The sequence below is a fragment of the Nannocystis sp. RBIL2 genome (assembly GCF_026626745.1).
GTDB lineage: Bacteria > Myxococcota_A > Polyangia > Nannocystales > Nannocystaceae > Nannocystis.
On record NZ_JAPNJW010000002.1, the window covers coordinates 4,824,658 to 4,838,547 of the forward strand.

Genomic DNA, 13,890 nt, shown 5'->3' on the forward strand with positions numbered 1-13,890 from the left:
CGACCTGTTCGCCCAGCTGCTCGACGGCCACAACGCCCACCTCACCGGCGACGTCGCCCGCGTGCTCGGCCGCCCCGCGCGAGACTTCCGCGACTTCGCCCGCGACGCGGCGCTCGCCCGGACGTGGGGCACCTAGGGGGCATGTCCTTCGGGACATACCCGCAAGCCGAGCCCGCCGCGAAGGGCCGGCAGGCTTGACAGCGCAGCCGCGATGCCGTGTCCTCGCCTCGCGCATGGCGACACCTTCCGACGACCTGTTCGAGCAAGTCCTCCCGCTCCTCGGCCGACGCACCGACGACCCCGCGGTCATCGCCTTCCACGCGGCGCGCGGCCTCAAGTCGCCGCCCGTCGTGACGAAGACCGACATGCTCTACGACGTCCGCGACAAGGAGGCCGGCCTGGTGTTGAACTACCAGGCGGAGGTGCGGCGCGCCGGCTTTTATCCGCCGCGCAAGGAGGGCGGCAAGTACGTCGCCTATCTGTCGTCGATCGAGTTCCGCCCGTCGTTCACCGGGCGCATCGCCGGCGAGTTCGCCGTCTCGCTGCCCGAGGCCGACGCGAAGGCGCTGGCGCTGCGGCTCGAGAACGGCACGTGGGACTCGCCGATGTACCGCGGTTACGTCGTGCGGCGCGTCGACGGCCACGAGGTCGAGTTCGTCTACGACCAGGACGACGACACCTTCGTCGAGGTGCGGCTCCAGCTCGAGGAGCTCGACGACGACGATCCTGCGCTCGAGAAGTGGGCCGCGGAGGCGCAGGCGAGCGCGACCCCCACGCCGGCGCGCGTGTTCCCGAAGCGCGGCAGCCGGGCGCCCAAGAACGAGCCGCTGCCCCCGGCGCTGGCGGCCCTGAACGAGCTGCAGGACGGCGACGGCCTCGGCGACATCGACTTCGAGATGCTGGCCGAGATCGAGGCCGGCGGGCCCAAGGCGTGGACCGGCAATCCGGCGGCGGAGCACGAGTTCCGGGTGTTCGCGCAGGACGGCTCGGGCGGCCTGGTGGCGTTCTGGGTGGTCCAGCACGACGGCGGCGCCGCACGGCCGCTGGTCGAGCAGCCCGTCGTCTTCCTCGGCTCGGAGGGCGAGGTCGGCCCGGTCGCCAAGGACCTCGCCGACTTCCTGCACCTGCTGGCCGCCGGCGTCGGCCCGTACGAGGTCGTGGAGTACGGGTCGACCGAAGGCGAGACGCCGCAGCCGGCCATCGCCGAGCTGGCGCGCAAGTTCTTTCCAGAGCGCGGCGACCGTGACGCCCAGACGATCGTCCTCGAAGCCCAGCGCGACTACGGGGACCTGAGCGACCGGCTCGCGGCCCTCAACAAGCGCTGACCGCGAGCTCGCCGGAACCGCGCCGCGCCGACGAGCCGCTCCCGCGGTCACGCTCCAGGCGGCGCCTGCCGGATCCGCCGCGGCGCGTGATGCTACGCTCGCCGCGCCGATGCCCGACGACGCGCCTCTCGACCGCACGCTCGCCGCGCTCGCACGCGGGGGGCTGAGCAACCTGCTCGTGCTCGGGCTCCGCCATTCCGACGAGCACCCGCTGCCGTTCTACCGGCCGCACCTGCTCGCGGGGTTCTGGCTCGAACTCAACGACGGGTTCGTCTGGTTCGACAACGATCAGGGCATCCTGACTGCGACCCCCGCCGCGCGGCTGCAGCTGCCCGACCGGATCGACAGCGACAGCGCCGAGGACCTGTGCATCCTCGGCGGCGAGGGCTTCACCCTCGATCCCGCGCGCGAGCCCGCCCCGATCTCCGCGCTCGAGCTGGTCGCCGAGGACGACGCGGCTCTGCGCGAGGCCAGGATCGCTGCGGTCTTCCTGCGCTGCACCGACGGCGCCGAGCTGTTCGCGCACGCCTGGTCGTTCGAGGGCGTCGCCTTCGGCCGCGCATCGGAGTACGCGAGCTGGCGCGAGGAGCAGCCGTACTTCGCGAACTGGGGCCGCTTCCGCTGGGAGGCCGCCGACATGCCGTGGACGTGGGCCTCGCGGCGGACGCTCGCCATGCGCCCGTGAGCCCGCGGGCGCGACGCATGCCCGCCGCAGGGCTGCCACGATCGCCAGGACGCTGACGCACGCGCTCTCCGGGGCGGCACGGGCTCGCCACGGGGCCGTACGAAGGACCTGCCCCTTCGGACATCCAAGCCGCGAACAGGACGCTGACGCGCGCGCTCTCCGGGGCGGCTCGCCATGAGGGCCGCACGAATGACCTGGCCCTTCGGACATCCTCGCCGCGCTGGGCCCTCGCCGGCCTCGGCGCAGCCCGCCGCGGCCTCGGCACCCTGGCGCGCCATTGATCGCGCGAACCTGCCCGCGGACACATGTCTCATTGAACATGCATCGAAGAACATATTCATCTCGACGCGTGGCATCCGGCTCGATGATCTGCCCCGATGAACATGCCCCAACGGCCATCTTTATCTGCCCTCGCCCGCTCCCGCAGGGCATTCCCACGCCCGGCCTCGGCGTTGTAGACTGCGGCCGTGCGACCCGCTCTCGGCCTCTCGCTGCTCCTGCTGGGTGCCTGCGCCGCCCCCGTCGCTCGCGCCGGCGCACCGCGGCCGGCGACGACCCCCTCCCCCGTCACCGCACCCGACCCCGCTCTCACAATCCCCACCGCCGACGCCCCCGAGGTCAGCGTCAAGCCTGGCATTAACGACGACTGGCGTCGGCGCGACACCCGGCGGCTGGTGCGGCGGCTGCAGTCCGAGTCGCGGGAGATCTGGGCCCAGCGCGAGCGCGTCGTCGACGTCGTCGCCGCCCGGCCCGGGGCCGTCGTCGCCGACGTCGGCGCCGGCTCGGGCTTCCTCACCTTGCTGCTCGCGCGCGCCGTCGGCCCCGGCGGCAAGGTCTACGCGCTCGACATCAACCCCGGCCTGCTCGACAACATCGCCGCCGAGGCGCGCGCCGCGGGGCTCGGCAACGTCGAGACGATGGTGACCCCCGAAGATCGCACGCCGCTGCCGCCCGACTCGATCGACCTCCTGTTCATGTGCGACGCCTATCACCACTTCGAGTACCCGCGCACCATGATGCGATCGCTGCGCGCCGCCCTGCGTCCGGGCGGCGAGCTGGTGCTCGTCGAGCTCGAGCGGATCCCCGGCAAGACCAGCCCGGCGATGCTCGACCACGTCCGCGCCGGCAAGGACGTCTTCCTCGCCGAGCTGCTCGCCGACGGCTTCGAGCTCGTGCGCGAGGAGGAGGTCGCGGAGCTGACGGAGAATTACGTCCTGCGCCTGCGCAAGCCGGCGAGCGCGGACGCGGCGCCGCGCTGACGACGAGTGCGAGCATTCGCCGGACGCCAATGCCATGAGTCGCGCCCTCGCCGCGCGCCGCCGCGCCGGTGACCCGCCGCGCGTGCGAGCATTCGCCGGATGCCAATGTCATGAGTCGCAGCGCCTTCGCCGCGCGCTGCCGCGCCGCATTCCTGGCCCGTCCCTCGAGCTCCGCGCCGCCGCAGGCCGCCCTCGTGGTCCGCGCCGGGCGCCGCCGGAGCTCGAGGCCCCTGCGCTCGGACGCCGCGCCGACGTGTTAGAAGGAGCCGAACATGACCGCCGCGAAAGACGACCTCGAGCGACGCGCCGGCGATCGCCGGCGATCGCCGACGGTCGACCAGTCGCTGCGGGAGTACGGGCGCGGCATCGCCGGGGGCCTGCTGTTCAGCCTGCCGCTGCTCTACACCGGGGAGATCTGGCGCGCCGGCGAGCTGCTCGCGCCGGAGCGGCTGCTGCTCGGCCTGGGCGGCGTGTTCGTGCTGCTGCTCGGCTACAACCGCTACGCCGGGCTGCGGCAGGACGCCGGCGCGCTCGAGGTCGTGCTCGACTCGATCGAGGAGCTCGGCCTCGGCCTGCTGCTCTCGGCCGCGCTGCTGGTCCTGCTCGGGCGCATCGGCCCCGACATGGCCGGGCCCGAGCTGCTCGGCAAGGTGCTGGTGGGCGGCCTGGCGGTGGCGATCGGCGTCTCGGTCGGCACCGCTCAGCTCGGCGGCGGCGACGACAACGACGGCGGCATGAGCGGCGAGCGCGACGACCTGAGCTTCCTCGGCCAGATGTCGCTGTCGCTGTGCGGCGCCGTGCTGGTCGCCGCCAACATCGCCCCGACCGAGGAGATCCCCGAGATCGGCGGCACCCTCCGCGAGTGGTCGCTGCTCGGCCTCACCGGCGTCACCCTGGCCGTCGGCGCGCTCGTCCTGCACTTCAGCGACTTCGTCAACACCTCCCGCCCCGAGGTGCGGCCGCCGCGGATCGCCGTGCTCAGCGGCTCGATCGCCAGCTACGTCGCCGCCATCCTCGCCTCGGTCGCCCTGCTGTGGTTCTTCGGCCGCTTCGACGGCTGCGACCTCCCGGCCTGCCTCGCGCAGGTGATCGTCCTCGGCCTCCCCACCGCCATCGGCGCGTCCGCCGGGCGCCTGCTCCTCCAAGCGCGATGACCATCCGCAAAAATTGGCTCGAATGGACCGTGTTCGCCGTCGGCCTCGCGCTGGTGCTCGGCATCGTCGGCTACCTCGTCATCCTCGCGGTGCGCCACGACGACCGGCCGCCGCGGCTCGGTATCCACGTCGGCGCCGCGACGCGCACCGAGGACGTCGAGCCCCCGCACTACGTGGTCCCGGTGACCGTCACCAACCACGGCGACCGCACCGTCGGCGACGTCCACGTCGAGGTCACCCTCGTCCGCGACGGCGCCCCCGTCGAGCGCACCGAGCTGACCCTGCCCGAGGTGCCCCGCCGCTCGAGCCGCGCCGGCGCCTCGACCCTGCAGACCGAGCCCGCCACCGGCCAGCTCCGCGCCCGCGTGCTCGGCTACAGCGAGCCGTGAGCACGCACATGCGCCAAAGGACATATCCTTTTGGACATGTCCCGAAGGCTTATCGCGCTCCTACGCGGGCGCAGCGTGTGACCGCGGCAGGCCGCGCAGCATCGCCAGGACGACCGCCGCGACCAGCAGCTCGGAGACCGCGAAGCCGGTGAGAAACGCGGCAGTGCCCGGCGCGCCGTGCACCGCCAGGGCCTGATCGGCGACGTTCCAGCCGAGGTGCAGGCCGATCGCCGGCCACAGCGACCGGCTGCGCAGGAACGCCACCGCGAACAGCACGTGGGCGGACCCGGTCGAGAGCAGCGTGAACAGCATGGCCACCGGCTGGTTCCACAGCCCCCACTGGACCCAGTGGTACACCCCGAAGGCGACCGCGAAGACGAGGATCGCGGTCCACCTGCCGCGGGCGTCGACCAGCCTCATGAACGGATAGCCGCGGAACAGCAGCTCCTCGACCAGGACGGACGACAGCAGGAACACCGCCGGCACCGAGAGATCGAGGTCGACGCGCCCGCCGAAGACCCCGCTCACGGTGAACGAACGGATCGCCACCATCGCCGCGCCGACGACGACGCCGAGCAGGCCGAGGCCGATCCGTCTGAAAGTCGGAGTCAGCCCGAGCTCGGACATCGGCTCGCGCTCGAGGCGGTAGACCAGCGCGGTCGCGGCGAGCACGAGGAGCGGATACGCGAACGGCACCCCGAGCAGGCCGGCGATCGGTATGAGCGCTGCCATGGCCAGGAGGTAGCGCGCGACGCGAATGAAGAGCACGCGCGACGGTAGCACGGCGCGCCGGCGGACACGAAGACCGCCGCGCACCCGCGGTCACGGCGCATGTCCGAAGGACCCTGTCCTCCGAGACATCCTCACAATGAATGCACCCGCGCCCTCAGCCCGCCCGGACCTGCAGCTGCGCCAGCGCCTGCTCGACCTCGGCGAACTCCTGCGCGCGGCCCGGGTCGCGCTTCAGCAGCGCGCGCGCCTGCTCGAGCGCGACTCTGGCGGCCGCGACCTCGCCGGTGCCCTGCAGCGCCCTCGCCTTGTTGCGCAGCACCAGCAGCAGCAGCTCCTCGCCGGGCTGGCCGGCGGCGCGAGCGACCGGCTCCGCTGCAGCGAATCGCTGCAGCGCCTCCGCGTGGCGCTGCAACGCCACCAGACTCTCGCCCAGGTTGCTCTCGGTGATCGCGCGATGCAGGTGGCCTTCGGGCAAGACGCGCTCCTGCAGCCGCAGCGCCTCGCCGTAGGCCGGCACCGCCCCCGCGAAGTCGCCGCGCCAGTGCAGCACCGCCCCGAGGTTGACCAGCGCCGCCGCCAGGTCCGGGTGGTCGCCCGGCAGCACCTGGCGGTAGATCGCCAGAGCTTGGCGGGCATGGTGCTCCGCGCGACCGAGCTCGCCCTCCGCGCTCGCCTGGCCCATCAGCGACGAGTGGGCCCGCCCGCACTCGACGCAGACCGAGCCGTACGTGTCGGTCCAGATCGCCAGCGCCGCGTCGAGCAGCTCGCGCGCCCGCGCCGGCTCGCCCGAGCGCAGCAGCAGCACCCCGAGGTCGTGCGCCACGCGGGCGCGCTGCGGGTGGCGCGGCCCCAGGTGCTCCGCGCCCAGCCGCTGCGCCTCGCCGAAGCTGGCCAGCGCCTCGTCGTGGCGGCCGAGCGCCTCGAGCGCGTTGGCCAGGCTCTGCAGCGTGCGGATCGACTCGAGCGGCGGACCGCCGGCGAAGCGCAGCCGCTCGTAGGCCTCGCGGTGCAGCCGCACCGCCTCCGCGTGGCGCCCCTCGGCCACTGCCGCGACCCCGAGCGCGTTGAGCAGCGTGGCCCGGCGCGGCCCGCTGTCGCCGATCCGGTCGAGCAGCGCCTGGGCCCGGCGCGCCCGCTCGCGCATGCGCTCGGGGTCGACCTGCAGGCGCGCCGCCACCGTCGCCAGCGCGACCCATCCGCTGGCCACAGTGTCGTCGAGGCCGCGCGCCTCGGCGACGTCGATCGCGGCCAGCAGGTTGCTCTCGGCCGCCGCGATCTCGCCGTCCTCGGCCCGCATGCGCCCGACGGTCAGCAGCGCGTCGGCCTGCAGCCCCGGATCGCCGACCGCCTCGGCCCGCGCCCGCACCTGCTCGGCCAGCCGCAGCGCCTCGCGCCGCATGCCCGCCGCCGCCTGCACCCGCGCTGCGCTCAGCGCCCGCCGCAGATCGTCGACGAGACCTGTCTTTTCAGCCATGTCGCCGTCGTCGCCGGCCGGCGCGCGACAAGCATCGATCGGCGGCAGCGCCTCGACCACGCCCATCGCCTGCTCCGCGTCCGCCCCGCCGGCGAACCCCAGCACCTCGACCGCGCGCCCGAGCCCCTGGGCCGCGCGCTCGAGGCAGCCGATCTGCCGGTGCAGCCGCGCCGCCGAATCCGCCGACAGCTCGCTCGTCGCCTCGCAGGCCCGCCGCCGCGCCTGTTGCCATTCGTCGGCGTAATCGTCGAGCGCCGCGGCCACGCGCCTCCCGAGCGCGCGCGTGTACTCGCCCGGCGCGGCGAAGCCGGCGACCAGCGCGTCGCGCTGCGGGGCCCCCCACACCTCGTCGATGCGGCGCGTCGCCGCCTCGCACGAGGCCGCATGCGGCCCCTCGCTCTCGGACGCCATCAGGCCGGCGAAGCCGCCCGTCACCAGCAGCACCACCGCCACCGCGATGGCCCGCCACCACCGCGCCGGGTCGCGCTCGAGCGCCGCGATCAGCGGCTCGAACGTCGCGTAGCGCTGCGAGGCCGCCGGCGCCAGGCCTCGCGCCAGCGCGCGGTCGATCCGCCGCGGCACGTCGCCCTTGCCCGGGCGCGCCGTCGTCGGGTCGCTGCGGTACTCCGGCCGCCGCCCGTGCAGCGCCTCGTACAGCGACACGCAGAAGCTGTAGATGTCGCTGCGGACATCGGGAGGCCGACCCGCGCGCTGCTCCGGCGCCATGTAAGCCGGCGTGCCGACCACCGCCCCGGTGCGCGTCAGCGGCGAGTCGAGCGACGACGAGGCGATCGGCGGAATCACCGGCGCGTCGCCGGCGACGTCGACCGCGGTCGGCCGGGCCAGGCCGAAGTCGACCACGTAGACGCGACCGTCGTCGCCGACCAGCACGTTGTCGGCCTTGAAGTCGCGGTGGACCAGACCGGCCGCGTGCGCCGCCTGCAGTCCGCGCGCCGCGGCCACGTACATCGCGACCGTGTCCCGCCACGGCCGCTCTTGCTCGCGCTGCCAGGCCCGCAGGGTCTGGCCGTGGATCCGCGCCATCACGATGAAGATCTGGCCGCGGAATTTCCCGAAGTCGTGCAGCTCCACCACGTTCGGGTGACGGACCTGCGCCAGCAGCCGGGCCTCGCGCAGCAGCCGACTCTCGAGCGACGCCGGCCCGTCGACGCGCGCCAGCTTGATCGCCACCTCGCGCCCGAGCATCGGATCGTGGGCCGCGTAGACCGTCCCCATGCCGCCGGCGCCGATCCGGCCCAGCACGCGATAGCGGCCGATCTGCTGCGGCTCGTCCGACTCGGGCGAAAGCTCGCCCCGCGGCCACGCGTCGGCGTCGACCGTGTCGCGGTCGACGAGCGCCTTGCTCTCGCGGGTGGTCGCCTCCACGTCACCGCCTCGCCTCGAAGCGTGCGATTCTCCTGCAGAAAGCCGGTAACACGCGGCCCGCTGCGTGACAAGGTCCTCACGGAGGGCGTATTCACGCGACCGGCCGTGAAAGTCGCGCGCGCGCCGTAGCCCGGCCGCGCGCAATTGCTATAGAGTCCCGCCTCGATGGCGAACTACACATCGACGATTCCCGTCCACTTCAGCGAGGCCACCGACGCCGCCGGCTATGTGCTGCTGCTCGAATCCGACGCCTCGGCCGCGGTGCCGCCGCAGATGAACCCGCGCGACCAGGTGACCGCCACCACCACCTCCTCCTCGGTCCAGTGCACCGTCGACTCGACGAGCGGCACCCCCGCGATCACCGGCGTCACCGCCACCCCGATCGGCAGCGCCCCGTCGGTCTCGTTCACCGCCAGCGCAGGCGTCTACACGGCCAACTTCCCTGCCACCGCGGCCGCCGACTACTCCTGGCGCGTCGAGGTCACGATCGACGCCACGGAGCGCCTCGGCAAGCTGATCGTGCTCGACCCGATCCTGATCATCCGCAAGACCAACTGAGCCCGCCCGGGCTATCGTGTGAGTGTCTTGAAGGCCATGTCCTGAGGGACATATGATCAATCCACCCGCTCACTGCGCTGCGAGCGGGTGGTCGGCGAGCCAGGCGTCGAGGACAGCGACGCGGGCCGCCCCGGCCTCGCCGCGGCTGGCGTGGAACGCCCGCGCCTCGCCGGCCAGCTCGCGCGCGCGCGCCCGGCTGGCGGGGTCCACCCACTCGAGCTCCGCCAGCAGCTCGGCCGCCCGCGCCCGGTGATACCGCGGCAGCGCGTCGATCTGCCGCTCCGCCTGCCGCGCGAACACCTCGTGCGCCAGCCTCAGCCGCTCGCGCGCGGCCGTCCGGTCGCCGCGGCCGAGCTCCGCCTCGCCCTGCACCAGCCAGGCCTCCGCGCGCGGAAGCTCGACCCACGGCCGGTCCGGGGTGGCGTACGGCGCCCACAGCTCCGCCGCCCGCTCGGCCGCCGCGATCGCCGCCGCGAACTCGCCGCGGAGCCGCGCTCCGTGGGCTCGCGCCAGCTGTCGACGCGCGTCGATCCGGAGCCGCGGCGCCCCGGCGTCGCAGGTCTCGGCGTCACCGTAGCGGGCCAGCGCGGCGGTCAGGTCGTCGCGCTCGCGGGCGATGCCGCCGAGCAACAGCCCACACTCGGCGCACGACGGGTCGTGCCGCGCCGCGGGAGCGACGACGCGGTCGTAGCCGGCGCACGCGTCGGCGAGCTGCTCATCGGCCTCCGTCAAGTCGAGTGCGGTGCGCCCGCGGTACAGCCGGAGGCCCAGCAGGTCGAGGTGGTCCTCGCCGAGCAGCTCGCGCAAGATCGCCTCCGACCGCGTGAACGCGTCGCGTCGGAGCGCCGGATCGTCGGTGAGGACCGCGAAGCCGCGCAGGAAGTTGGCCGACTCGAACGGATCGGCGTCGACCACCGACGCGAGATCGGCGGTCGCCTCGGCGATCGTCGCTCGCGCCGTCGCCAGGTCGCCGGCCGCCACGTGGACATAGGCGAGGTTGGCCTGCAAGCGGCGGCGCGCGAACGCCTGCGGGCCCTGGCGATCGACCAGCACCTGGGCCACCGGCACGTCGGCGAGGATCACCGCCGGCCGCTCCTGCCCGGTCTGCGCCCGCGCGTACACGAGCCGCGCCACCACCTCCGCGGCCGTCGGATCGTCGCTCGCGGCCAGCGCGTCGGCGAGGGCGAGCCGCAGCGCGCTCACTGCATCGGCCCAGGCCGCGCGGATCATCGCCACCCGCCCCGCGGCCAGGCGCGCCTGCCCGACCAGCCCGCGCTCGCCCAGCGCCTCGGCGTCGGCCAGCGCGCCCGCGATCTCGCCGTCCGCGTCGTCCAGGCGCCCGGCGTCGGCCAGCGTGCGCGCGCCGTCGAGTCGGCGCTCGACCGCCGCCATCTCGCCCTCGCGCGCCGGGTCACGCGCCGGCGCGGCCAGCAGCGCGTCGACGCGGGCGCAGTCGGCGATCGCCGGCAAGCCGGCGACCACGCGGACCACGTCGTCGCCGGGTCGGGCCGCGCGGACCAGCCGCACTGCCCCCTCGAAGGCGCTGCGGCGGCGGTCGAGGCAGCGGCTGCGGAGCCCGCGGACGGCCTCCGAGTCGACCCCGCGGCGGTGATCGAGGCAGGCCTCGCGCCGCGCCGCCGACCACGCGTCGGCGTAGCCCTGTAGCCCGTCGCGCACCCGCTCGCGCTGCCCCGGCGCGCGCGCGACCTCGACCAGCGAGCTCGCCAGCGACGCCTTCACCTCGTCGTTCCACAGCTCGGCCAGCCCCGCGTCCGCGCTGCAGGCAGCCTCGCCGGCCGGCCCTGCCCACGTCAGCGCCGCCGCGGCCGCGCCCCCGCCGAGCGCCACCAGGCCGCCCGCCAGCAGCCAGCGGCGCCGCCTGGCCCCGCGGTCGTGCGTGAGGTCGGCGAGCAGCCGCTCCAGGCTCGCGGGTCGGTCCGCGGGCGCGTAAGCGAGGCCGCGCCGCAGCTGCTCGAAGATCGATCGCGGCACCGGGCTCGCGGCCGGCGGCTCGGCCAGCGCGCCGGCGCGGATCTTGGCCAGCAGCGTCATCAGGTCGTCGGCGCGGAACGGGCGGCGGCCGTAGAGCGCCTCGTACAGCGCGACGCAGAACGCGAACAGGTCGCTGCGCGCGTCGGCGCGGCCGCCATCGAACTGCTCCGGGGACATGTACGCCGGCGTCCCGAGCAGCACGCCGCTCTGCGTCAGCGGCACCGCGAACGCCGTCGACGGCGCCGCCGCGGCCGGATCCGTCGGCCCCGCAGCGTCGCCGCCCGCGAGCTGCCGTGCGAGCCCGAAGTCCGCCACCCGGGCCCGCCCATCGCCGCCGATCAGCACGTTGTCCGGCTTGAAGTCGCGATGCACGATCCCCGCCGCGTGCGCCGCCGCCAGCCCGCGCCCGGCCTCGACGAACACCCGCACGATCGTCCGCCACGGCCGCGGCCCGGCCTCGAGCCACGCCCGCAGCGTCTGGCCCGCGACCAACTCCATCGCCAGGAACACCTGCCCGTCGTGCACCCCGACGTCGTGGATCTGCACCACGTTCGGGTGTGACAGCCGGGCCAGCGCCTGGGCCTCGCGCAGCAGGCGGACGCTCGACTCGGGCCCGGCGACCAGCAGCTTGAGCGCGACCCGTCGGTCGAGCTCCGGGTCGTAGGCCGCCAGCACCACCCCCATCCCGCCGGCGCCGAGCCGGTCGATCACCACGTAGCGACCGACGCGGCCCGACGTCGGCACCGCGCGCTGCAGCGCCGCGTCGCTGGCCTGGGCCGTGCGCCCCGAGGCCTCGGTGTCGGCGGTCCCCGAGGGGCTGCGATCGAGCGACGGCGTCGCCGGGTTGTGGCGCTCGCCGGCGCGGGTGATCTCGTCGTCGTCCACGGATTAACCTGTACTTCCGGACAGCTCAGGCAAACGCCAGCTCGTCCACTCGTGCTGCTCCGTCACCATCTGCGGCGTGCAGGTCGGCAAGGTGCAGAGGGCCGCGACCTCGGGGAGCGTCGCCAGCCGCGGGTTGCTCAGGCAGATCGCGCCGTCCTCGTCCCACAGGGCCTCGACGTTCAACCACAAAGGCGCCGTGTCCGGGCTCACCGTCTCCGCCAGGTTCTCCCAGTCGAGGTGGATGCCGTCCTCGGTGAACGAGACGCCTTCGCCGCAGTAGTCGGCGGTGATCATGCGGATCGTCGACTGCCGCTGGTTCACCGTCGCCGGCGTGCCCTGCCCGGGGAAGGCCTGGTTGGGGCCGTAGCCCATGCGCTTCATCTTGGCCACCGCGTTGCCGAGGCAGGCGATCGTGATCCACCCCGGAGCCACATCGACGATCTGCTTGCTGTGCTCGAGGTAGATCTCGCCGCTGATGATGGTCGACGTGATCACGTCCGCGCCGTCCTCCTCCGGATCGGGGCACACCGGATAGAGCTCGTTGTAATTCCCCGAATCGTGGTAGGCGAGGGCGTAGGCCGAGATCGCCGGGCCCTCGTCGGCCCATGACGCGATATTGCCGTCGAACCCGAGGATCTCGATGTCGATCTCCTCGGCGGGCTCCTCGGGGGTCCCCGCGCGGTACAGCTTGATCGTCCAGCCGACCAGCTCGCCGGCCGACGCCACGTCGGTGAGGGTGAGCCTGTCGAACGCCACCAGGTCGTCGCCCGCCGTGGTCAGCCAGTAGAGGGTGCCGAGCGGGTCCTCGATCCCGACCACGGTGATGCCGGCCTCGTTGGGGTAGCTGGACAGGCTGAGCTTGTCGATCGGGTACTCGTTGGCGTGGGCCGAATTCGAGCCGCTCCCGCCGCAGTTGGTGCATCCGGTGTCGTCGCGGAACTCGAGCTCGCCCTCCGGCTCGCTCGCGCAAGCCCCGGTCATCGCCGCCACCCCGAGACAACAAACAATTTTTTCAACGATACGCATCTTCATGACTCCATCTCCTTCTCGCCGTTACGCTCGCCGCCGTTCTGCACTCTTAAAAAGGCTCAGGGCACGCTCCAGGTGGTCCACTCGTGCGGCACCGTCGCCGCCATCTGCGTCGTGCACAGCGGCAGGGTGCACTGGTTCTGGACCACGCCGAGCGACACGAGCCGCGGGTTGCTGAGGCAGATCGCGCCGTCTTCGTCCCACAGCGCCTCGACGTCCGCCCACGCCGTCCCGTACGCCGACGGCACCGTCTCCGCGTCGTTCACCCAGCCCACGTGGGTGCCGAAGGCGGTAAACGAGTAGCCGGTGCCGCAGTAATCCGCGGTGATCATGCGGAGCGTCGCCTGGCGCTGGTCCAGCGTCGCGGGGGCGTTCGACCCAGGGAAGTTTTGGTTGGGGCCGTAGCCGAGCCGCTTGAGCTTGTAGACCGCGTTGAGCTCGCAGGCGATCGTGATCCACTCGCCGTTCACCGTGATGTCCTTTGTCTCGTCGTCGTACAGCTCGCCGCGGACGATGGTGGCCATGATCATGTCGTCGCCGTCCTCCTCCGGGTCGGGGCAGACCGGGAGCAGCTCGCCGTAATTCGCCGGGTTGTGGTACGCGAGCTCGTAGATGGACACGTCGGGCCCGTCCGTCGCCAGCGACTCGACCAGGCCGTAATCGACGATCTCGATCTCGATCAGGCCCGCCTTCTCCTCGTACAGCTTGATCGTCCAACCGACCAGGTCCTCGCCCACGGCCACGAAGGTGTCGGTCGTGGTATCCCACGCCCCCAGCTCCTGCCCGGACGTCCGCAGGGTGTAGCTCGAACCGAGCGGGCTCTTGATCGCAGTCACGGTGATCCCCGCATCGTTGGGCCAGCCGTACAGGTTGAGCTGGTCGATCGGGTAGCCGTTGGCTTTGGCCGAATTCGAGCCGTTGCCGCCGCAGTTGGTGCATCCGGTCGTCGTGTCGCGGAACGCGAGCTCGTCGTCCTCGTTCGCGCACGCCCCGGCCATCAGCCCGACCGAGCAAATCATCGT

At 73.4% G+C, this 13,890-nt stretch carries 11 protein-coding genes and 1 pseudogene; 7 read left to right on the forward strand and 5 right to left on the reverse strand.

Translation table 11 applies throughout. The annotated features are described in order from the left end of the window. Position 1: 1 nt before the first annotated feature. From OV090_RS51275 to OV090_RS44015, 6 genes and pseudogenes are all read left to right on the forward strand, one after another. A pseudogene (locus OV090_RS51275) lies at positions 2-136 on the forward strand (NmrA family transcriptional regulator); the annotation flags it as partial. A 97-nt stretch (positions 137-233) separates the two neighbouring features. Beyond that, positions 234-1,325, forward strand: a complete 1,092-nt coding sequence (locus OV090_RS43995) for a hypothetical protein (protein WP_267710921.1) — start codon at positions 234-236, stop codon at positions 1,323-1,325. 109 nt (positions 1,326-1,434) lie between these two features. Beyond that, positions 1,435-2,010 (forward strand): hypothetical protein, encoded by a 576-nt coding sequence (locus OV090_RS44000; protein ID WP_267710922.1) that lies wholly within the window; start codon positions 1,435-1,437, stop codon positions 2,008-2,010. 467 nt (positions 2,011-2,477) lie between these two features. Beyond that, the gene (locus OV090_RS44005; protein ID WP_267710923.1) at positions 2,478-3,269 is read left to right on the forward strand and encodes a methyltransferase domain-containing protein; all 792 of its coding nucleotides are present in this window, start codon (positions 2,478-2,480) and stop codon (positions 3,267-3,269) included. 272 nt (positions 3,270-3,541) lie between these two features. After that, complete coding sequence (locus OV090_RS44010; protein ID WP_267710924.1) at positions 3,542-4,423, forward strand: TIGR02587 family membrane protein; 882 nt, start codon at positions 3,542-3,544, stop codon at positions 4,421-4,423. Then, a complete protein-coding gene (locus OV090_RS44015; protein WP_267710925.1) occupies positions 4,420-4,812 on the forward strand; it encodes a hypothetical protein in 393 nt (130 codons plus the stop codon). The genes OV090_RS44010 and OV090_RS44015 overlap by 4 nt, the downstream gene beginning before the upstream one ends. Positions 4,813-4,872: 60 nt before the next feature. Here OV090_RS44015 and OV090_RS44020 read toward each other — a convergent pair whose 3' ends face one another. Both OV090_RS44020 and OV090_RS44025 read right to left on the reverse strand, forming a co-directional pair. Continuing rightward, positions 4,873-5,544, reverse strand: a complete 672-nt coding sequence (locus tag OV090_RS44020) for a CPBP family intramembrane glutamic endopeptidase (RefSeq protein WP_267710926.1) — start codon at positions 5,542-5,544, stop codon at positions 4,873-4,875. A gap of 154 nt (positions 5,545-5,698) precedes the next feature. Then, complete coding sequence (locus OV090_RS44025) at positions 5,699-8,404, reverse strand: serine/threonine-protein kinase (RefSeq protein ID WP_267710927.1); 2,706 nt, start codon at positions 8,402-8,404, stop codon at positions 5,699-5,701. 165 nt (positions 8,405-8,569) lie between these two features. Between OV090_RS44025 and OV090_RS44030 the strand changes: the two genes are divergently transcribed. Beyond that, positions 8,570-8,962 carry a hypothetical protein gene (locus OV090_RS44030; protein WP_267710928.1) on the forward strand — a complete coding sequence of 131 codons (393 nt, stop codon included), beginning with the start codon at positions 8,570-8,572 and terminating at the stop codon, positions 8,960-8,962. 69 nt (positions 8,963-9,031) lie between these two features. On the opposite strand, the gene OV090_RS44035 is transcribed toward OV090_RS44030, so the two are convergent. From OV090_RS44035 to OV090_RS44045, 3 genes are read right to left on the reverse strand one after another with little or no spacing between them, the layout of a single operon-like run. Then, positions 9,032-11,839: a serine/threonine-protein kinase gene (locus OV090_RS44035; protein ID WP_267710929.1), complete on the reverse strand. Its 2,808-nt coding sequence runs from the start codon at positions 11,837-11,839 to the stop codon at positions 9,032-9,034. Positions 11,840-11,842: 3 nt separating this feature from the next. After that, positions 11,843-12,871, reverse strand: a complete 1,029-nt coding sequence (locus tag OV090_RS44040; RefSeq protein WP_267710930.1) for an ADYC domain-containing protein — start codon at positions 12,869-12,871, stop codon at positions 11,843-11,845. A gap of 56 nt (positions 12,872-12,927) precedes the next feature. Next, positions 12,928-13,887 (reverse strand): ADYC domain-containing protein, encoded by a 960-nt coding sequence (locus OV090_RS44045; RefSeq protein WP_267710931.1) that lies wholly within the window; start codon positions 13,885-13,887, stop codon positions 12,928-12,930. Positions 13,888-13,890 lie beyond the last annotated feature (3 nt).

Coding starts and splice junctions, on each gene's coding strand:
- OV090_RS44040 (WP_267710930.1), bottom strand. CDS start 12,871: ATGAAGATGCGTATCGTTGAAAAAATTGTTTGTTGTCTCGGGGTGGCG.
- OV090_RS44030 (WP_267710928.1), top strand. CDS start 8,570: ATGGCGAACTACACATCGACGATTCCCGTCCACTTCAGCGAGGCCACC.
- OV090_RS44020 (WP_267710926.1), bottom strand. CDS start 5,544: ATGGCAGCGCTCATACCGATCGCCGGCCTGCTCGGGGTGCCGTTCGCG.
- OV090_RS44010 (WP_267710924.1), top strand. CDS start 3,542: ATGACCGCCGCGAAAGACGACCTCGAGCGACGCGCCGGCGATCGCCGG.
- OV090_RS44045 (WP_267710931.1), bottom strand. CDS start 13,887: ATGATTTGCTCGGTCGGGCTGATGGCCGGGGCGTGCGCGAACGAGGAC.
- OV090_RS44000 (WP_267710922.1), top strand. CDS start 1,435: ATGCCCGACGACGCGCCTCTCGACCGCACGCTCGCCGCGCTCGCACGC.
- OV090_RS43995 (WP_267710921.1), top strand. CDS start 234: ATGGCGACACCTTCCGACGACCTGTTCGAGCAAGTCCTCCCGCTCCTC.
- OV090_RS44015 (WP_267710925.1), top strand. CDS start 4,420: ATGACCATCCGCAAAAATTGGCTCGAATGGACCGTGTTCGCCGTCGGC.